This is a genomic window from Devosia sp. Root685, from assembly GCF_001427875.1.
Classification (GTDB): domain Bacteria; phylum Pseudomonadota; class Alphaproteobacteria; order Rhizobiales; family Devosiaceae; genus Devosia.
Window position 1 is genome coordinate 833,585 of record NZ_LMHK01000002.1, and the last position, 19,176, is coordinate 852,760.

The 19,176-nt window shown below is 60.9% G+C and carries 22 protein-coding genes; 9 read left to right on the plus strand and 13 right to left on the minus strand.

What is annotated here, in order from left to right:
* Window position 1: 1 nt before the first annotated feature.
* Window positions 2-1,030 carry an ABC transporter substrate-binding protein gene (locus tag ASD83_RS12380; RefSeq protein ID WP_056311279.1) on the minus strand — a complete coding sequence of 343 codons (1,029 nt, stop codon included), beginning with the start codon at window positions 1,028-1,030 and terminating at the stop codon, window positions 2-4.
* A gap of 189 nt (window positions 1,031-1,219) precedes the next feature.
* Between ASD83_RS12380 and ASD83_RS21475 the strand changes: the two genes are divergently transcribed.
* From ASD83_RS21475 to ASD83_RS12390, 4 genes are all read left to right on the plus strand, one after another.
* Complete coding sequence (locus ASD83_RS21475) at window positions 1,220-1,345, plus strand: hypothetical protein (RefSeq protein WP_274532580.1); 126 nt, start codon at window positions 1,220-1,222, stop codon at window positions 1,343-1,345.
* A 3-nt stretch (window positions 1,346-1,348) separates the two neighbouring features.
* Window positions 1,349-1,588 (plus strand): hypothetical protein, encoded by a 240-nt coding sequence (locus tag ASD83_RS20980; protein ID WP_156385936.1) that lies wholly within the window; start codon window positions 1,349-1,351, stop codon window positions 1,586-1,588.
* A gap of 109 nt (window positions 1,589-1,697) precedes the next feature.
* On the plus strand, window positions 1,698-1,925 hold the full coding sequence (locus ASD83_RS12385) for a hypothetical protein (protein ID WP_056311281.1): 228 nt from the start codon (window positions 1,698-1,700) through the stop codon (window positions 1,923-1,925).
* Between the two features lie 80 nt (window positions 1,926-2,005).
* Window positions 2,006-2,212: a hypothetical protein gene (locus ASD83_RS12390; protein WP_056311283.1), complete on the plus strand. Its 207-nt coding sequence runs from the start codon at window positions 2,006-2,008 to the stop codon at window positions 2,210-2,212.
* Between the two features lie 60 nt (window positions 2,213-2,272).
* Here the strand turns inward: ASD83_RS12390 and ASD83_RS12395 are convergent, their stop codons facing one another.
* Window positions 2,273-2,596: a PRC-barrel domain-containing protein gene (locus ASD83_RS12395; RefSeq protein WP_056311285.1), complete on the minus strand. Its 324-nt coding sequence runs from the start codon at window positions 2,594-2,596 to the stop codon at window positions 2,273-2,275.
* 222 nt (window positions 2,597-2,818) lie between these two features.
* Between ASD83_RS12395 and ASD83_RS12400 the strand changes: the two genes are divergently transcribed.
* Both ASD83_RS12400 and ASD83_RS12405 read left to right on the plus strand, forming a co-directional pair.
* Window positions 2,819-3,412: a cysteine hydrolase family protein gene (locus tag ASD83_RS12400; protein ID WP_056311287.1), complete on the plus strand. Its 594-nt coding sequence runs from the start codon at window positions 2,819-2,821 to the stop codon at window positions 3,410-3,412.
* Window positions 3,409-4,365 (plus strand): TIGR03885 family FMN-dependent LLM class oxidoreductase, encoded by a 957-nt coding sequence (locus ASD83_RS12405; protein ID WP_056311289.1) that lies wholly within the window; start codon window positions 3,409-3,411, stop codon window positions 4,363-4,365. The genes ASD83_RS12400 and ASD83_RS12405 overlap by 4 nt, the downstream gene beginning before the upstream one ends.
* A 13-nt stretch (window positions 4,366-4,378) precedes the next feature.
* On the opposite strand, the gene treZ is transcribed toward ASD83_RS12405, so the two are convergent.
* The 7 genes from treZ to coxB all read right to left on the minus strand — a co-directional run bounded on the left by treZ (window position 4,379) and on the right by coxB (window position 12,382).
* Window positions 4,379-6,217: a malto-oligosyltrehalose trehalohydrolase gene (treZ, locus tag ASD83_RS12410; protein WP_244489162.1), complete on the minus strand. Its 1,839-nt coding sequence runs from the start codon at window positions 6,215-6,217 to the stop codon at window positions 4,379-4,381.
* A gap of 12 nt (window positions 6,218-6,229) precedes the next feature.
* A complete protein-coding gene (locus ASD83_RS12415) occupies window positions 6,230-6,901 on the minus strand; it encodes a DUF6766 family protein (protein WP_056311293.1) in 672 nt (223 codons plus the stop codon).
* A 64-nt stretch (window positions 6,902-6,965) separates the two neighbouring features.
* Complete coding sequence (locus ASD83_RS12420; RefSeq protein WP_056311295.1) at window positions 6,966-7,979, minus strand: c-type cytochrome; 1,014 nt, start codon at window positions 7,977-7,979, stop codon at window positions 6,966-6,968.
* Window positions 7,976-8,602: a cytochrome c oxidase assembly protein gene (locus ASD83_RS12425; protein WP_056311298.1), complete on the minus strand. Its 627-nt coding sequence runs from the start codon at window positions 8,600-8,602 to the stop codon at window positions 7,976-7,978. The genes ASD83_RS12420 and ASD83_RS12425 overlap by 4 nt, the downstream gene beginning before the upstream one ends.
* Window positions 8,599-9,009: a hypothetical protein gene (locus ASD83_RS12430; RefSeq protein ID WP_056311300.1), complete on the minus strand. Its 411-nt coding sequence runs from the start codon at window positions 9,007-9,009 to the stop codon at window positions 8,599-8,601. Before ASD83_RS12430 ends, ASD83_RS12425 begins: the two co-directional genes overlap by 4 nt.
* A complete protein-coding gene (locus ASD83_RS12435; RefSeq protein ID WP_056311302.1) occupies window positions 9,006-11,492 on the minus strand; it encodes a cbb3-type cytochrome c oxidase subunit I in 2,487 nt (828 codons plus the stop codon). Before ASD83_RS12435 ends, ASD83_RS12430 begins: the two co-directional genes overlap by 4 nt.
* Complete coding sequence (gene coxB / locus ASD83_RS12440) at window positions 11,489-12,382, minus strand: cytochrome c oxidase subunit II (protein WP_056312395.1); 894 nt, start codon at window positions 12,380-12,382, stop codon at window positions 11,489-11,491. Before coxB ends, ASD83_RS12435 begins: the two co-directional genes overlap by 4 nt.
* A gap of 171 nt (window positions 12,383-12,553) precedes the next feature.
* Here coxB and ASD83_RS12445 point away from each other — a divergent pair, with 171 nt between their 5' ends.
* Window positions 12,554-13,069 carry a cytochrome b gene (locus tag ASD83_RS12445; protein WP_056311304.1) on the plus strand — a complete coding sequence of 172 codons (516 nt, stop codon included), beginning with the start codon at window positions 12,554-12,556 and terminating at the stop codon, window positions 13,067-13,069.
* On the opposite strand, the gene ASD83_RS12450 is transcribed toward ASD83_RS12445, so the two are convergent.
* Entirely contained in the window at window positions 13,051-15,471 is a 2,421-nt protein-coding gene (locus ASD83_RS12450) for a membrane-bound PQQ-dependent dehydrogenase, glucose/quinate/shikimate family (RefSeq protein WP_244489163.1), read from the minus strand. The genes ASD83_RS12445 and ASD83_RS12450 overlap by 19 nt on opposite strands.
* A 204-nt stretch (window positions 15,472-15,675) precedes the next feature.
* Here ASD83_RS12450 and ASD83_RS12455 point away from each other — a divergent pair, with 204 nt between their 5' ends.
* Together ASD83_RS12455 and ASD83_RS20985 are read left to right on the plus strand one after the other, a co-directional pair.
* A complete protein-coding gene (locus ASD83_RS12455; protein WP_056311309.1) occupies window positions 15,676-16,569 on the plus strand; it encodes an SDR family oxidoreductase in 894 nt (297 codons plus the stop codon).
* A 125-nt stretch (window positions 16,570-16,694) separates the two neighbouring features.
* Window positions 16,695-16,985, plus strand: a complete 291-nt coding sequence (locus ASD83_RS20985) for a hypothetical protein (RefSeq protein WP_156385937.1) — start codon at window positions 16,695-16,697, stop codon at window positions 16,983-16,985.
* A gap of 74 nt (window positions 16,986-17,059) precedes the next feature.
* Here ASD83_RS20985 and ASD83_RS12465 read toward each other — a convergent pair whose 3' ends face one another.
* From ASD83_RS12465 to ASD83_RS12475, 3 genes are all read right to left on the minus strand, one after another.
* Window positions 17,060-17,608, minus strand: coding sequence for an ATP-dependent Clp protease proteolytic subunit (locus ASD83_RS12465; protein ID WP_056311313.1), 549 nt, complete (start codon window positions 17,606-17,608; stop codon window positions 17,060-17,062).
* 76 nt (window positions 17,609-17,684) lie between these two features.
* Window positions 17,685-18,386 (minus strand): DnaJ domain-containing protein, encoded by a 702-nt coding sequence (locus tag ASD83_RS12470; protein WP_056311315.1) that lies wholly within the window; start codon window positions 18,384-18,386, stop codon window positions 17,685-17,687.
* The gene (locus ASD83_RS12475; protein ID WP_082561151.1) at window positions 18,383-19,102 is read right to left on the minus strand and encodes a hypothetical protein; all 720 of its coding nucleotides are present in this window, start codon (window positions 19,100-19,102) and stop codon (window positions 18,383-18,385) included. The genes ASD83_RS12470 and ASD83_RS12475 overlap by 4 nt, the downstream gene beginning before the upstream one ends.
* Between the last annotated feature and the right edge of the window lie 74 nt (window positions 19,103-19,176).

Sequence of the window (19,176 nt, forward strand, 5' to 3'; positions counted from 1 at the left end):
ATCACTTGAACAGGCCGAGCGCTTCCAGCTGGTCGGCGACCTGCTCGGCACCATAAAGGGTGCGGATGGTCGGGTTCATGGCCTGGGCCTGCATGACCACCATGCGGCCTTGCTTGACGGCTTCGAGTTGGCTGATAGCCGGGTCGGCCTTGAGGAAAGCGATCTTGTTCTCGGCCTTGTCGAGCTCCCAGCCGCGGGTGAGAGCGACTTCACCCACGACAATCACATCTGGATTGGCAGCCATGATGCCTTCCCAGCTCACCGTGGGCCATTCGACCTCGGTCTGCATGACGTTGTGGCCACCCAGGAGATCGGCAATGAAGCCGGAGGCCCCGTTCTTGCCGCCGAGATAGGCGTCGGCTTCCGGGCTGGGGCTGGAGAACCAGAAGGCGTAGGACAGGTCCTGGGTTTCAGCGGTGACGCGGGCGCGGAGGGCCGCTTCGCGAGCCTTGAAATCGGCGATCACTTGCTGGCCGCGATCCGCCACGTCGAAAATCTGCGATAGCTCGTCGATCTCCTGATAGAGCAGATCCATGCTCCAGAGCTGGTCGCGCGCGCCGTGAACGTCGCCGCTCTCGTGATTGGTGGCGCAAAGACCCGGAGACAGGTAGCTCGGAATACCAAGATTATCGAAATCCTCGCGCTTGGCCACCTTGCTGTCCGGGCCGAGCAGGTGCGCCAGTTGGGCCGCGACGAAATCCGGGCGCTCTGCGAGAATGCTTTCAAGGGTCGGTATTTCGAGCGAGAGCCGCTTCACTTTCTCATTGGCCTCGGCAAGCTCGGGCAGCACTTCGGACGGCCAGAAGGCTGTGCCGGCCATGCTGTCTTCGAGGCCGAGCAGGAGCATGATCTCGGCGCTGTTCTGGCCGAGCGCGATGGCGCGTTCCGGCGCCTTTTCGAAGGTGATCTCGACCCCACAATTATCGAGCGTCAGCGGATAGACCGTCGAAGCGGCATGCGCGGGCGCCAGCGAAAGGGCCAGAGGGAGCACAAGGCTGCACAGGGCGCTGATCGACTTCACCGAAAACATTGAGACATCCAAGAATAAGAAAAGGCCGGAAAGGTTGTGAACCCCGCTGGCATCTATCTCCAATCACGCTCCAAAACAAGACTCTCTTAGTCATCTTTAATGTTGATAACTCTGCCGGCGTCCCGAACTACCCCGTAGCAACCAGCTCGAAATTGCTGCGTTCTCCAATAAGGCCAAGAGGAGGACCCAATGTACGAGCACGACAAGACGGGTTTGGAATTTATGGAGGGCTTTTCGCTGCTGGCGATTGCGCTTTGGATCGGCGGAGCGGCTGTCCTGCTCACGCTGGTCGTTCTGGGCAATGCGGGGAGTTAGAAAATGACCCAACATGTGCCACCGACCATGAGAGAGCCAAAGGGCGACCATAACCGGCGTCTGTCATTGGGCATGGAGCCCGAGGCTTTCGCCGCGGCAGCCGGGATTACCCCGGAGCAATTGCGGGCCTACGAATTGACCAGCCCCGACCAGGACTTCGATCTCGAGGTCGCCGATCGTGTCGGATGGGCGCTCGAACGCCTTGAGGCCAGCCCGCCAAGGAGCCAGAAAGTGCAGAACTAAATGGCTCGTCTAGATATCTTCCGGTCCCTGAAGATAGAGGACAGGTCGCGTCAAAGTTAAATGCGCCGCTGCCTCCCATGCGCTTAAGGTGCTTGCGGGAGGATTACAGATGGAAATGCAATCTCAGGTCTTCGATGTAGAGGTCGAATTCGACGGACAGACGCACAAAGCTGCATACTTTGTCGAGAACGGCGTGATCCACGCCCAGGTCGAAGGAAAACTGATCGTCAGCCCGCTTGGCGCCGTGCCGGCGTCCAAGACGGTGAAAGCGCTCGTAACCGGACAATTGCTTCAGCTGAAGCGGCGGCACAAGCAGCGCATCAGTTGGGCTCAATGACGCTGAGGGCGCAGAGGCGCCTCAAGGAGGTCCCGGCATAACGCTGGGGCGTCCTTTATACCCAACCCGAAGGACACGCCTTGCCCCAATTCCGCGTCATCGATCTGCGCTCGGATGCCGTCGAGCCGGAACGCATCGTGGTCGCCCGCTCCCCTGAAGAAGCGGCGCTACAAGCATTGGGTGAGAAAGGGGTTCGGGGCGGCCAGAACCGCAACCGGCTTATCTGCCGGGTCTATTGGAGCGAGGACGTGCAGACAAACATGGTCAGGCTCTATCGGGCCTTGTGAACGCTTGGCGGTAAATTGTCTTCAAGCACCCACCGCTCCGGACAAGATCGCTGACGGCATTCAATCTGCCGGGGTAGACAAGACGATACGGTTATTGATCAGCTCGGTATCGGCGAGCTCGACTATGGTCGTGCCACGGCCGGTGGATAGAACCAGACCCGTGGGCGTGTCCTGATCGTCGCCGATGACCCGCATAACCGTGCCCAATACGACGCCGTCGGCGTCGAAGACCTCCTTGCCCACGGTCTGCTCGACGGTTAGCCCCAGGACAGCAATCGACGCATTGGCATCGGTCAATATGATTGCTGGCGCGTCATATTCCTGCGCAGAAACGACGCCGTTCCAAAAACAGAAAACGAAAGCGACAACGAGGATTTTTCGCATATTGGCCTCCGAGATCCCTTACCCCCAACCCCTTGATGCCGCCGTCGGTTCCTGCGTCCTCCCTCGGTAACTTTAATCGCGGCTCTCGCAGAAATCGCAACCAGGGACAGTTCCCCGCGTTGGTGCCCAAACCGAGATTGTTGGAAGCACCGTTGAGAAGTCGATCGCATCCCGCCAAGCATTGCCACGACACGATGGCCCGCACCCTGGGACACCGCAACAATGGATAGGCCCGGGCAGCTGGTGCATCTCTGTGTCGATGTGCAGAACATGTTCGCGCAAGATACCGCCTGGCACACCCCCTGGCTTGCCAGAGTGTTGCCGGCCATCGAGGCTTTGGTCGCACGGGATCCCGCGGCCACGATCTTCACCCGCTTCATTCCTCCGGCCAAAGCGGAAGAGGAAAGCGGGACCTGGCACGACTATTATGCCCGCTGGCCGTCCATGGTGGCGTCGCGATTGCCCCCCGAAATGCTGCGGGTCGTACCGAGCCTCGCGCGGCATATGCCGCCAGCGGACCATTTTGACAAAAACAGATATTCCCCGTGGCTGTTCGGAAATCTCGACCGCACACTCAGGGGCCGGGGCGTGGACACTGTCCTAATCTCGGGCGGAGAGACCGATGTCTGCGTCATGGCGACTGTGCTTGGCGCCGTGGACCTCGGCTATCGGACTATCCTTGCCACGGACGCCGTCTTCGGATCGGCGGATCAAACCCACGACGCGGCACTCACTGTCATCAATAGCCGCTTCGGACAGCAGCTGACCGCTTGTTCCACGCAGGAATTGCTCGACAATTGGAAGGATCTGGCGTGACCCTGATCGGCTACCATGCCTCCCATGAGCAATTCGCCCCGAGCGAACTGCTCGCGCTTGTCACGGCAGCCGAACGGGCCGGCTTTGGCTGCGCCAAATCCTCCGACCATTTTCACCCATGGAGCGAACGCCAGGGGCAGTCGGGCTTTGCCTGGTCCTGGCTCGGCGCTGCAATGCAGGCGACCAGCTTTGGCATCGGTATGATCTCTGCACCTGGATATCGCTATCATCCGGCGGTGCTGGCGCAGGCAGCGGCGACCATCGGCGAAATGTTCCCCGATCGGCTTTGGCTCTCCCTCGGCAGCGGCGAGGCAATCAACGAGGCGATCACCGGCCAGACCTGGCCGGAAAAGGCCGAACGCAATGCCCGCCTGCTCGAATGCGTCGACATTTTCAGAGCCCTGTTTGCGGGAGAAACAGTGACCCACCGCGGAAGAGTGACAGTGATCGAGGCAAAGCTTTATTCGCGCCCGGTCCGGCCCGTCCCCCTCTTCGGTGCAGCCGTTACGCAAGCCACGGCCGCCTTTTGCGGTTCATGGGCGGACGGCCTGCTGACGACCGGCGGCAATATCGACCGCGTCCGGCAGGTGGTCGATGCCTTTCGCGGGAACGGCGGAGAAGGAAAGCCCATCCATATTCAGCATGCCCTCTCCTGGGCCCCGGACGAAGAAACGGCTTTGGCCGAAGCACTCGATCAATGGAGCGCGCCTTCCGTGGGTGGCGAGGCGGCGTGGGACCTGCGCCAACCGCGCGACTTCGACATTGTGGGCCAGTTGGTCACCGAAGATGAACTTCGAAAATGCGTCGCGATCTCGTCCGATCCAGGGCGCCATCGCGCCGATATCCATAGCTTGACTGAACTCAAGCCCGCCGCCATCCACCTCCATTGCGTAGGCCGCAACCAGAGGGCCTTTATCGACATGGCGGCCCGTCACCTCATCACGATCGACTAGATGGCGACAAGGCCTAGACCTCCACAGTCCAGAGGACGGACCACGGCCCAAGCCGCCCGTTCTCGGCAAAGCCTTGCAAAAACATTCTCCGGCCGATGATCGGGGCAACGCCTTCCTGCGTTTCATCGGAGAGGTTCGCGTAAAGACGCAGGGTGGAGCCATCGCCCATCTTCCAGCTCACCAGCACCGATTTGACGCCCAGCAATTCGTACTGCCCGGAAAACCCTTCCTGGCCCAGAAGACGTGGCGCGATCTCCATTTTGCGCAGATCGATGAGAGAGCGGTAATGCTGCAGCCAGGTTGAGTGCGGCCGTTTCTTGAGATTGGACCAATCGAGTTTTGCGGACGCGAATGTCTTCGCGCTCGTCGGATCGACGGCTTCTTCGACGCTGAGTTTTTCGGGATCCTCGTGTTCGGGGGTGCCTTTGAGCTCCTCCTGGCGACCCTTGCGTACCGTCTCCCGCACTTCCGCAGGCACGTCAGAAAAGAACGGAAACGGCTGTTCGCTTGCCCATTCCTCCCCCTGGAAGAGCATGGGGATTTGCGGCGAGAGCAGGTAAATGGCGGTCAGCGCTTTCACCGCATCGTCATGAGCGATGCGCGTGATCCGATCGCCTTTGATGCGATTGCCGATCTGGTCGTGGTCCTGCATATAGACCACGAACGATGTTGCCGGCAGCCCGCCGCTGGGCTCTCCCCGCTTGGCGCCTTCGTGCGGCTTCATCTCGCCTTGATAGGCGAACCCTTCGGCCAGTGCGCGCCCCAGCTTATCGGAGCGCTGTTCGAAGTTGTCGAAGTCGGCATAGTAACCGGTGTTTTCGCCCGTCGCGGCTGCGTGCAGCAAATGGTGGACGTCGTCATTCCACTGGGCGGTGAAATGCACTGGTTGCGATCCGCTGTCGCGGCGCAGCCAGACTTCCTGATTTTCAGAATTCTCGATGATCAGGTGGGTGTGGCGATAGGGTCGCGCCGCCCGGATGCGCGCTGACAGCACCTCAAGAAGATGGGTGGAACTATCATCGGCCATTGTGTGCACTGAATCAAAGCGCAGGCCATCGAAATTGAACTCGCTCATCCAGTAAAGCGCACTTTCGACCACCATCTCTCTCACCCCTTGGGCACCCGGACCATCGAAGTTGATGGCGTCGCCCCACGGGCTTTCGTGCTTCTTGGTGAAGATCGGTGCAATGGCAGGCAGGTAATTGCCGTGTGGTCCGAAGTGATTGTAGACGACATCGAGGAAGACCATCATCGAGCGCCGATGCGCCCCATCGATCAGCGCTTTCAAATCCTCCGGCCGGCCATAATTTGAGGTCGGCGCAAACCACATGGCGCCATCGTAACCCCAATTGAATTTTCCATAAAAAGCGGCAATCGGCATGATCTGGATCGCCGTTACGCCGAGCGCCGCCAGATAATCCAGCTTCGCGGCAGCGGCCGCGAATGTTCCCTCTTGGGTAAACGTACCGATGTGAAGCTCGTAGATAATCGCTTCTTCCCATGGGCGCCCGGTCCAATCGCGATCGGTCCAGGTGAATGCATGAGGATCAATGACCTCGCTGAAGCCGTGAATGCCCTCGGGCTGGTATCGGGAGGTGGGGTCCGGGATGGCCGAGCCATCGGGAAGAACGTATTTGTAGAGTGCACCTGCGCCCACGCCTTCGGCATCCACGCGAAACCAGCCCTCATCCATCGCGTCCATGTCGATCAGCGACCGACGGCCTTTCAATTTGAGCTGCATGGCCTTGCACTTGGGCGCCCAAATCTTGAAGCGCGTGCCGTGGGGCTGAAGTTCAGCGCCGAAGCGCATTTTGTGGCTGCGAAAAATAGCGTCGGAACTAAGCCGCTGCATCTGCGAACTCTTTTAATGGCCGGTCTTGGAATGGGGATCTGCTACCGGCTTGGATTCCGGTGAGCCTCGATGGCGAAGGACAATCGAGAGGACGATGAGCACCGCTGTGGACAGGAACTCGGATTGCCAATTTTGAAAGGATTCGAACCACAGCCTTGGGTCTGCCAGATAGGCGAGGGCCGTTTGGGGCGGCTGGCCATGGAGCGCCGCTTCTTGATTGGCCGCGGCAGCGCTCCCCAGCCAATGGAGGATGAACGAGGCGGCAAACAGCACCAAAAGGGCAATGCCAAGCGAGTAGGAATAGAAGAAGGACCACAAGCCGCCGGCCTGAACCGGCCAGGGTGCATGTTTGTTGCGGCGCTTCCGGGCGGGGTCTGCGTCTTCGGGATTATCCTTGTCCGGGTCCTTGGATTCCGCCGACCCTCGCTGGAAAAGAAAGGCCGTCATGATCACATAGGCCGACATTTGCAGAAATTCGCTCTCCCAGTTTTCAAAGAGCGCTGACTGGAACGAGGGGCTGAAGAAATAGTCGACGAGCCCCACCGGATTGGCCCCATGATCGGCAAGGGTCGCGTTTTTATCGAGCCAGCCGGCCCAGACCATGCCGAAAAGGCAGAAAAAGAAGACCGTCATAAGGACGAGGGTGAGCCCGTTGTCGCGGAAAAACTGTACAGCTTTCGACATGCGGCCTCCGAAAGAATGACGTTAGCGGGCGCTGTTCCAATGGCTGTCCCGTCAAAGCGTTCCTTCAATCGCCGTAGTATTCAGCCAGCGCCTCGATTGCCTCCGGCTCAAGCCGGTGCGGGCCTTCCTCAAGCGCGTCCTCAATGGTTTTGGCCATGATTTCAGCGTGCTTTCCGCCGCGCTCGGCACCGTATTTCTGGAACAGTTCCAGCTGCCTCTGGAGGTAGTCGGCGGATTGGCCGGCAAGACGCGGAAAGTCCGCTCGGGCCATGGGGCCGTGGCACCTTTCGCAGGCAGGAATGTCGCGTGACACGATTCCTTCGAGGGCGATGGCTTTGCCGGGGTCGCTGTCCTCTCGGGGCGGCAGTGAAACGGCGCGGCCATAGAGCGTCGCAAATGCGGCGATCTCCCCATCGGAAAGCCGTCGCGTGGCCGACATCATGGTGCCGCTCGGCCGGCTGCCGTCCCGAAAGGCGGCAAGCGCATCGGCAATATAGTGCGGGCTTTGAATATCGAGACGCGGAAAGGCCCCACCCCGCCCCTGCCCATCCGGCCCATGGCACGCAGCGCAGGAGCCGGGTTCGGCTCCACCGTGAGCGAGCAGTGCATAGGTTTCAGCATCCATAGTCGGCAACAGACGCAAGAAGGCGACCATGTCCCAAATTTCGTCGTCGCGCATGTCGGTGGGCCAGGCCGGCATGGCGCTGTGGCTTATGCCATATTTGACGGTCTGGAATAGCCGCGCGTCGGGGCGCCAAAAGGTAAGCTGGGGCGGCGCCGGGGAGAGATTGTCAGCCAATTGCGCCGGCGGCGCCTCGGGACTGCCATGGCAGGCGGCACAGACGAGCTGGAAGTGTCCTGCCCCCCGCAACACCATTTTTGGATCATCGAGATCGGGCACGGCTGTCATGGCGGACCGCAGCGCGATCGATTGGCGGGCGGCCAATCGATTATAGCCGTCCATGAAGCCGCCGGCTCCCGAGTGCACGGCATGGTCGAGAAGGCCCGTGAGGGGAATGGCCAGGACGAAAAGCGCCCCCGCGGCCGCGCTGGCGAGAAAAGGACCAAGCCGCTTCATGAGGGCACCGGCCGCTTGAGGGCACGGGCAACGAGCGTCAGCCCCCCGAAGAGATAGATGACGCCGCCGATGGCCAGCATGATCACGCCGCCCACCTGCTGGTCGGCCATTTCGCTCAGCCCAAACCCATTGTGATGGCCATGGCCGGAATAGACCGGCCGCGGCGCGAGCCCGATCAGAGCCCCGAGAAGTGTCATATGCATGGACGTGAAGAAAAGCGTCAGCGCCCCGGCAAGCGCGGCCTGGGCCCGCCTTCCGCTTGGCGCGGCAAGCGCCAGCACCCAGACAAAGAGTGAGACGATAGCGAAGGAGGCTTGCTCGAGGGCGAGGGCCCAAACCGAGCTACGTGATGCGTGATGCAAGGCCGGCGTATGCCAGCCCCAGACCACGACGAGGTCGAAAAGGCTGACAGCGATGGGCAGAGCCAGTTGTGAGCGCAGCCACGAATGACCGGCGACCATGGGCGCCAGCCCCGCCGCGATGATGGGAACGGCAATGCCGACGACGCCCATATGGAGGGCCATATGGGCCGTGAAACTTTCAGGGACAAGGCGCGGCAGTGGGCCCGCCCAGGCAAAGAGCAGCAGCGCAAGACCCAAAAGCAAAATGACGCGCGGTGTCATCGGCAGCTCTCGAGATAGAGCATGGGAATGGTGACATAGATGACGGCCACCGCCGAAAGCACGCAAAGCATCAGCGCCACGTGGCTGAGGAAACGGTGCCGTTCCTCCGGCGTATTATGCTCATATTCGAAGTCATCATCGGTCAGGCTGCGATCATGCGCGCGCCACAGCCGGATGCTCGACCAGAAGATACCAGCCAAAGCAATGATCGTGACGGCGATAACCAGAAGCCGGATGTCGGCCAAAGGGGCGTCGCGCCCGAGCTTTTCGCAATAGATGGCGGCCGAGACGTAGCAGACGAGGAAATGCAACGCCCAGATGCTGGGCGCGATGATGACGCTCCACAGATCGGTGCCCGAGCCGGTTTCGCGTTTGACTTCCTCTGTGACGGGATCTTGCTTGCTCATGTCAGATACGGAAAGCCTCCGATAACAACGGCGGCCAGCACGCCGCTGAAAGCGGCAAAGTGCCAGTAGAGCGCGATGTTCCACAGATCAGCGTCATGGGTAGGCGTCGCCTTGCCGTAAAGAAGGCGGGCAAAACCATATCCCTGCATCAACATTCCGGTCGCCAGATGCGCCAGAATCCAGATGACGAGAGCCCAGACGATGGCCGGATAAGCATGCGCAGTTGGGTCGAGCCCGGTGGTCCATGGCCCGGCCATCAGGCCAAGGCCGCCGGCAAGAGCGGCGAGCCACCCGAGCGCCAGAAACAACCGCGCGAGGCCCGGACGGCCAGCCGCATTGACCAGCCGCGCGCCGAGCGTCAGTCCCCAGGCACAAAGGATGAAAACGCCCGCGATGGCCGGCCAGAACCAGCCGGGCCCATCGATGCCGGGCGGGGGGAAATCAGGGTGGATAGTCCAGAAAAAGAAATAGCCAAACAGCAGCGCCAGAAAGGCGGTGAGGTCGCCAGTCATGGTGATGAACATGGCCCACCAGCCGGTCGACTTGTAGCCGGAAACGTAAAGCGGGATGTGTTTGCCGCCGCCGATGTCCTTGGTCTCTTTCTCCGGGATTTCAGCAGAGCCGGTCCAGAGCCAGCGCAGCACGGCACTGAGAAAGATGACGGCGCCGAGGCCCATGGGCAGCCACCACTTGAAGGTCATGAAGATGAAAACACAGCCGAGACCGGCCGCGGCAATCATCGGCAGCCAACTCGGAGTGCCGACGCGCAACACCTGAATAGGCTGGGCATCGAGCACACTCGTTACCAGTGTCTCGCGCCGCCCTTCCTTGGCATCCGCTAAGAGCCCCTCGCCCTCATCGATCTTGCGCAGGAAATCCTTGTCGTCCCAGAGCGGATAGCGGCTATTGACCTCGGGAATGGACCGCATGCCCCAGCTATTGCCGAAGCGCGCAGCCCATTCGAGCGTACCGGCATTCCAGACATTGCGGCGCACCTGCTTCTGGTGTCGCTTCGGCCGAACGCAGTCCCAGATGAGCAACAAAAATCCCGCGGCGAAAATGAAGGCGCCCACCGAGGAAATCATGTTGAGTTCGGTCCAGCCGCGATCGGCGCCATAGGTGAAGACGCGGCGCGGCATGCCCAACATGCCGGTCAGGTGCATCGGCAGGAAGGCCATGTTGAACCCGATAAGCATCAGCCAGAACGACCAGATGCCATAAGCACGGGACAGCTCTTTGCCCATGATCAGCGGGTAATAGTAGCAAATGCCCGCCATGACCGGGAAAAGCATGCCGCCAATCAGGGTATAGTGCAGATGGGCGACGATGAAATAAGTGTCGTGCACCTGGAAATCGAACGGCGCCACCGCAACCATCACGCCGGTCAGACCGCCGATGATAAAGACCGCCAGCGCGCCGAGGCAAAAGAGCATGGGCACGCTGCGCACCACCGAGCCGAGCATGACGGTGGCGATGAACGCAAAGATCTGGATGCCGGTCGGAACAGCCACGGCCTCCGAGGCGGCGGAGAAGAAACCGAGCGACACCGATGGCAGGCCGGTGGTGAACATATGGTGCACCCAGAGCCCAAAGCTCAGGAAGCCCGTGCCCAGCGCGGAGAGCACGATCCAGGAATAGCCGGTGATTTCCCGCTGCGCGAAGGTGGGGACGATCATGGCGAGAAGCGCGATGGCGGGCAGGAAGATGATGTAGACTTCCGGGTGCCCGAAAATCCAGAACAGGTGCTGCCAGAGGAGCGGGTCGCCGCCGCGGGTGACGTCGAAAAAGGGCCAATCGAGCAAGCGTTCGAGCTCGAAAAGAATGTCGCCGGCAATGAGGGGCGGGAAGGCAAAAAGGATCATGCCGCCCACGACCAGCACATACCAGCCATAGAGCGGGGTAAGGTTGATATGCATGCCGGGCGCCCGGCATTTCAGTACGCCCACGATCAGTTCTACCGCCGCAGCGATGGAGGCGACTTCGATGAACGATAGGCCCAATAGCCAGATATCGGCGCCTATGCCGCTTTGTTCGGTCGACAGCGGCGGATACATGAACCAGCCGGCGTCGGGCGCGGAATTGAAGAAAATCGAGCCGCAGACGAAAACGCCGCCGATCAGATAGCACCAGAAGCCGAAGGCCGAGAGACGCGGAAACGGCAGATCGCGCGCGCCCAGCATGCCCGGCAGAATGAGGATCGCCACCGCCTCGAAGATGGGCACGGCGAAGAGAAACATCATCACCGTGCCATGGAGGGTGAAGACCTGGCTGTAGAACTCGGAGGTGACCAGGGTGTTGTCCGGCACGAAAAGCTGCACGCGGATGATGAGCGCCAGGGCGCCAGCGAAGAGCATGAAGGCGAAGGCAGCGGCAAAATACCAGAGGCCGATAATGGAATTGTTGACGTCGGACAGCGCGCGCCAGCCTCTGGGATTGTCCCAAACTTTGGCCAATTGCTCGGTTTCGGCGCGCTTGTCGGTCATTTGAGATCCAGAAGGTAAGAAACCAGCGCATCGCGCTCGGCAGCGTCAAGGCTGGCATAGCCAGGCATGCGCACATCGGGCTTGTGATGGCTCGGATCGATGAGCCAGCTTTGAAGATTTTCCGCGCTGATGGGCAGGGTGCCCGCCGCCATCGTGCGGCGACTGGCGAAATGGGTGAGATCCGGCCCCACCGCGCCGCCCGCACTGGTGCCACGCACCGCGTGGCAGGCCCCGCACCCGGCCGAAATGAACAGGGCATGCCCTGCACGTTCCTCGGCCGCAGTCGCTTCCCCCGCTAGCCAGGTTGTAAAACCGGAAGGCTCATGCACCACCACCGGAAACGCCATCAGCGCATGGGATGGACCACAGAACTCGGCACAGACGCCGCGAAAGACGCCGGTATCTGTGGGGCGCAGACGCCAGAGATTGGTACGGCCGGGAATGACGTCCATCTTGCCGCCGAGATTGGGTATCCAGAACGAATGGATGACGTCGGTGGAATTGAGCACGAATTCCGCGGTCTGACCGGCCGGCAGGTGCAGCTCATTGGCGGAGTTGACCAGCGACCCATCGGGCATTTCATAGGCCACCCGCCACCAATATTGCTCGGCGGTGACATGGACCCGCAGATCAGGCCGGTCCGTCCGCACCCAATCGGGCAAAAGTGCCAGACCAAAGATCAGCAAAGCCGCAAGCGTGACGGTGGGAAAGGCAACGCCGCCAACGAGAATGAAGCGATCAGCGAAGCGTTCCGTCTTGGGGCGCTTCTTGCCGAGAACTGCATAGACGGTGATGCCCATGACGATGAGCCAGATCACGACCGTTCCGGCAGCCATGACCCAGAAGAGATTGGCTACGGCGGCGGCGTCCTCGCCGGCGGGGTGGAGCATGCTCTGCTCGGAAACGCAGCCGGCAAGAAAAGGCGCGCAGGCCAAAGGCCCGAAGCGACTGACGAGAAAGGAACGACGCTGCCCCTGTTGCATACACCCCCGCAAATCAACTCGGGGTGGAACGTCAGTGCCCTGGCAGAGTTCCATGGAAATGGCATCAGGGAGAAAAGCATGTCGTCACCACGCGGATATTCCCGCCTGCAGATCGTCCTCCACTGGACCATAGCCGCGCTGATCGTCGTGCAATTGACGATCAATGCCGACATGCAGCAGGCCTTCGCCCAACGCCTGGCCGGCACAATTCCGGATAATTTCGGCGCCATATTCCACGCCGCTATCGGCATTTCGATACTGGTGCTCGCCGTGCTGCGTCTCGGCCTCCGCCAGGTGCGGGGTGTGCCCGAGCCGCCAAAGGGCAATCATCCCCTATTGAACCTACTCAGCCATCTGACGCATCTGCTGCTCTATGGCTTTCTATTCTTCATGCCGATCAGCGGCGCCATCGCCTGGTTTGGGGGCATCGAAACTGCCGGCGTGCTGCACGAGCTCGGGCGTCTCATTCTTATCCCGGCCATACTCCTCCATGTCGGCGGCGCCGTCGTGGAGGAGCTGGTGCTGGGCAATCGTGTTGTCAGGCGGATAACGAGCGCAAAAGCGCCTGCCCCCCATCAGTCGGGCAAGGCATAAGCGATAAAATAGTCGCCGATCGGGGTCCCCATGAAGTCATGGCCGCCCGCATTGAGGACGACGATCTGCTTGCCGCCCGCTTCATAGGTCATCGGCGTTGCCTGGCCACCGGCAGGCAATTCGACCTGCCAGAGTTCGTCGCCGGTTTCGGTGTCGATGGCCCGGAACAGATCATCCGTCGTTGCACTGATAAAGAACAGTCCCGATGCGGTGACGACACCACCGCCATTATTGGGCGTGCCGATATCGACGGGCAGCATCGAGGGGATACCGAAGGGCCCGTTCTTGCGGGCGGACCCGAAGGGGCGATCCCAGAGCATTTCGCGCGTGTTGAGATCGATGGCGGCAATGCCGCCATAGGGGGGCTGCTTGCACAGAAGTCCGGTGAACGGCACGCGCCAGCCTGCATTGACGCGAATGCCATAGGGCGATTCCGCCTGGGGGCTGATCGAACCATGCGAGCCCGAACCGGCGTCCGGATCATAGCTGGGGTCGTTGATCGAAACGACGCCCATGGCATCGACCTCCTCGCGGGGCACCAGCTGATTATAGTTCGGCATATTGTTGTAGTTGGCGATCAAGACGCCATTGACCGGATCGACAGCAATGCCGCCCCAATCCGAGCCACCATTGTAACCGGGAAACTGAATCCAGGGCTGATCGACCGTCGGCGGCGTATAAACACCGTCATAAGCTGCCTGACGGAACTGGATACGGCACCAAAGCTGGTCGAGCGGCGTCGTGCCCCACATCTGCGCTTCGGTGAGATCGGGTTTCAGGAGATTGGGGAAATCGGTCACATAGGGCTGCGTGGGCGATAACCGTTCCGGCTCGACCCCACCCTGCGGCGCAGGGCGTTCTTCTATATTGACCAACGGTTCGCCGGTCGCGCGATCAAGAATATAGAACTGCGCCTGCTTGGACGGCATGATGATGGCCGGGACGGGACCCTCCGGCGTCGGAAAATCGACGAGACTCCCCTGCCCGCCCAAGTCATAATCCCAGATATCGTAATGCACCGTCTGGTAGTGCCAGGCGACCGCGCCCGTCTCCACATCAAGAGCAACAATCGCCGTCGAATAGGTGTTTTCGGCCTCGGAGCGGTCGCCGCCCCAATAATCGACCGCCGAATTACCCATGGGGATATAGACAAGGCCAAGCTCGTCGTCGCCCGAAGCGATGGTCCAGCTGTTCGGCGTGCCCTCGGTGTAAACCTCGCCCTCGGGCGGCAGACCGGTCTCGCCGGGCCGGTCCATGTCCCAGGCCCATTCAAGTTCGCCGGTTACCGCATTGAAGCCGCGGATCACGCCAGAAGGTGCCGTGCGCTGCTGGCCATCGCTGACCTGGCTGCCGACCACCAATACGTCGCGAACCAAAGTTGGCGGCGAGGTGGGCGCATAAAAACCAGGTGCGAAATCGCCAATGCCTTCCATGAGGTTGACCATGCCGCTATTGCCGAAATCCGGGCACAGCTGGCCCGTCTCGGTGTCGAGAGCGATCATGCGGGCATCATGGGTAAGGTTCACGACGCGGCTGGCACAAAGTTCGCCCCGTTCGGCGGTCGGGTCCTCGAAATAGACAAGACCCCGGCACGAGGCATTGTAACCCAGGGCATCGGTGGAAACTTCCGGATCGAAGGTCCAGAACTGGGTGCCTGTCGCCGCATCAAGGGCGAATATCTTGTTCATCGCCGAACAGAGATAGAGGCGATCCCCGACCTTGACCGGTGTATTCTGATTGCCGAAGGGCTCGTCGTTTTGGGGCAGGTCGCCGGTGCGGAATTCCCAGATCTTCTCAAGGCCCGCGACGTTTTCCTTGGTGATCTGTTCGAGTGGCGAATAGCGCAGGGCACGGTGCGTGCCACCATAAGCGGGCCAGTCCGCCCCTGTCTCGAGCGCCACATAGGTGGGCTGGGCAGGCACGGCGACGAGTTCCGGAGCCGCGTCCGCCGGCCCCCCGTAGGGTTCTGGGGTGACGGCGGCGGGTTCTTCCATCTCCTGCGCCAACGGTGTCCCAATCCCCTGATTGGCGATGCCGACAACGCCGAGTGCGCCCGCCAATACCAGTCCGGCCGCTGCGGCCTGACCAAAACGCCGGACCGAACCGCGCAGCATGGGCACTGTCGTCAGCACCAGAATAAGCACGATGGTCGGCGCAATCAGTCGTGGGACCTGCCCCCAACCATCAAGGCCAACCTCCCAAAGCGCCCAGATCAAGGTCGCGATATAAGTGATTATATAAATCCAAAGAGCATTGAGGCTGCGCTGAAACAGGAACCAGGCGGTCAGAAGAAGGCCGATGCCCGCGGGCAGATAATACCAGGAGCCACCGAGGGTTATGAGCCAGAGGCCGCCCGCTGCAATCGGCAGTCCGAAAACCAGCAGCACGACGCCCACAAACATGGTCCACCAGAACCCCAAGCCCCTCTGTTCCGCTCTGCCTTGCCCGCTCATATCCTAACCCTCCGCCTTTGCTGCTCAAGGCCAACGCCTCGCGCTGGTCGCAGTTCCCGGAAAGGCGCAGCGGAATGACCGGGCCGGCTTGACGTAAGTTGAGGGAACGCCCTGCCTCCTTGCCACGTTGGCCGATCGAAAGAGGAGTTTCAGATGGCCGACCGTTTCACCATGCAAGACCCGCGACATCAGTTTCCCGCGCCGCCCTTTCCGCAGCAGCCTCAGTCCCCTCCGGGTCTGGTCAGCAAGATGCGGCCGGTGCCGGATCATGGCGAGGAAAGCTATTCCGGCTTCGGCCGCCTGCTCGGTCGCAAGGCGCTGATTACCGGCGGCGACTCCGGCATCGGCCGGGCCGCGGCAATCGCCTATGCAAGGGAAGGCGCCGATGTGGCGATCAACTTCCTGCCTTCGGAGAAAAGTGATGCTGAAGAAGTGTTGGGCTATATCGAAAAGGCCGGCACAAAAGGCGTTGCCCTACCCGGCGATGTGTCCGACGAGAAGGTCTGCAAGGCTCTGATCGAAGACGCCGTCAAGGCGTTGGGCGGTCTCGACATCCTCGTCATCAATGCGGCGAGACAACAGGCGCGAAAATCGGTCGCCGAGGTTTCGAGCGAGGATTTTGATCGCACGCTCAAGACCAATCTCTACGCGCTCCACTGGCTCGCCCAGGCCGCCGTTCCCCATCTGCCTCCCGGCGCATCGATCATCACAACGGCCTCGATCCAGGCCTATGAACCATCGGCGCACCTTCTCGACTATGCGACCACCAAGGCCGGCATAGTTGCCTATACCAAGGCGCTGTCCACTCAGCTTATCGAAAAGGGCATCCGCGTAAACGCGGTCGCGCCCGGCCCCTTCTGGACTGTGTTGCAGCCGAGCGGTGGGCAATTCCCTGAAAAGGTCGAAACGTTCGGCGGGGATAGCGCCTTCGGCCGCCCCGGACAGCCGGTTGAACTCGCCCCGGTCTATGTCCTGCTGGCCTCGCAGGAGGCAAGCTTCATCACTGGAGAGGTCTTCGGGGTGACCGGTGGGAAGGGTATCGCCTGATCCTGTCCTTGATGACACCGCGATCACGTTTGTTTGCCTCGATCACTTCATCGGAACATGCCCCGCGGCCGACCGTTCCCCAAACGCCGGACCTTCAGGTCTGGAGAACCGGAGGAGGAACTCCCATGCCAAATAATAACGACGAACAGAACTTCGACCGCAATCGCCAGGGATCCCAGGGCGGCCAGCAATCGGGCCAAAAACAACAGGGTCAGCAAGGTGGTCAGCAGGGCCAGCAGAATAACCTGCCCGATGACGCGGACATGGATCAGGACCGCAACCGCCAGGGCGGAGCCGGCGGCCAACAGTCTGGCGAAAACCAGCAGGGCCGCCAAGGAAACGACCAGTTCCGCAAGGAACAGGGCGGCTCAGGTCAACAGAACCGCCCCGATCAGGGCAAGCCTGACCAGCGATAGATTGCGACTGGCGGCGGCGGTCAAGCCGCCTCCGCCCCAGTTCGAAGAGGGATCAGGAATTGGACAAGCACGATTCAGATCTGAATGATCTGCTCCCCTTTTGGCAGAGAAAATTCGCGCACCGCCTCGACCAATCCGTAGTTCACAGCCTGCACGGGCGAGATGTAGATTTCGCTGTGACGTCTCGCCGCCAATACGTCTTCGGGGATCCGACTGCGCTCACGCAGGATATTGTCGGTGCGATCATCATCCGCCAGCGCCGCATCCAACGTTGATTGCAGGCGCCGTGCCGTCAGCCCTTCGGATTGGCCCATGGTCGTCGGATGGATCATGAACATGCCGTGGGCCGAGCAAAACCGCTGCTGTGCTCCAAGGAAGACCGACACCGCGATCGAACTCACCGATCCCGTATTATAGATCACCAGCTCTAGCGGCAGGGCCCTGATGTGATTGTAAAGATAGACCCCATCAGCGACATAGCCGCCACTTGAACTGAAGGCCAGGTGAACGAGCGAAACACCGCTATTGATTGCGGAATTCAGCGCTCCCGCCAGCCTGCCGACGCCGGCCGGCTCGATCGGACCGGTAAATCCGAAATAGGCGGTTTCATGAGTTTCATCCATAGCGCGTCCTCCCATGGTCGAACGGGCGGCGCCGGATTCCGGTTCCTTGGCTCGTCCCAGTGGGGCCGGACAGCCGTCACAACTGCTTAAGCAGGAGATCACGCGCCTGATTGATCTTGGCCGCGAGATAGCTTGAGCCACCGCGATCGGGATGAAGCGCTTTCATCAGATCACGATGCGCTGCCCTGATTTCATCGTCGCTGGCGCCGGGCTGCAAACCGAGAACCTCATAAGCCTCGGCCACCGGGTCGCCTGCCGTTGCCGCGCCGGGCTGTTCGCCCGCATCCTGACCGGCGAAATATTCCCGCCAACCGCCGCGATTGGCATCCAGCCAGCTCTCAAGCAAGCTCAGGCTATCGGCATCGTCTTCCACTTCAGCCAAAAGAATCCGCGTGTCCATCTCGCCCAGATCCATCAGGTCCATGCCGGCAAATTGGCCATTCAGCACACGGCCGGAGACAGCGCCCGTGTCGTGATCCAATTCCATGGCGAAGCTAAAACTCTGCACCTTTGAAATATTGCCCGCGTCCATGGCCGGCCCATCAAAGGAAATCGGCCCCAGCCTGCCGGTCCGCAACACCGCGAATGCAGCTGCCCCGACAAAAAGGGCAAGATCGAACCGGCGCGCCAGCAGCAAGCCCAGGGCAACCAAGGCGCCAAGCCCACCGACAACCCAGCGCAGGCCACGCATCAATATTCGCCGGTCGAGCTTGAGCAGGTAATTGACGAGGGCAAGAGAGGCCAGGAGAACCAGGGCGCCAAGAAAAATATAGGTCACGGCGGCAACTGGGCCAACAGTGCCTGAGCCTGGCCGCTGGCCTGCAGCTTCAGCATGGTCCTGCCGCCGCTGGCATAGGCCGCCACCGCCTTGAGGAGGGCAGCCAATTCTTCCGGCGCTGTGGCATCGAACCGGGCATAGGCGCCTTTGCTCAATCTTGCAAAGCCACGAAAAGCCGCTTCGACCTGGGCATCCCGGCCCTCCTGAAAGACGAAGATGGGGAGGCCGAGCAATCCGAGTTGCCCCGCCTGTTCGGACAACAGATCGACATTTTCCTCGATCGCATCGCCAACATAAATCACCGCATTGATCCGCTTCTTGGCGTGCTCGTCCCGCGCGTGGGAGAAAACCTTGGCAATCTGCGTATTCCCGCCGCGGCAGTCGATACCGCTCATGAGCTTGGCCAAAGCATCGCCATCGACGACCCATTTGCTGGCCCGGCATTCGCCAAAACCGCGAAAATAGAGCAGTTGCACCTGCAAGGCGCTCGGCTTGGGAATGGCACGAAACATTTCCGCCTGCAGCGAGCAGGCAATATCCCACGTTGGCTGGCGGCTCATCGTCGCATCAAGGGCAAACAATAGCCGCCCATCCTGGCCAGCATTGGGACGCCCCAGCGCGCCAACCTTTTTGACGAAAGCAGCGATGTCGCCGCTGACCCTGCCCTTATCGGGCAATCCGGACATGTTTGGTGCGTCGACGTCCTTTTTTACCATGCCCTCAATATGTGAGACCGCGATAGCAGCCGCAAGACCCAAGCGATCCCAACATTGTCAGTGCAGCGTCACCG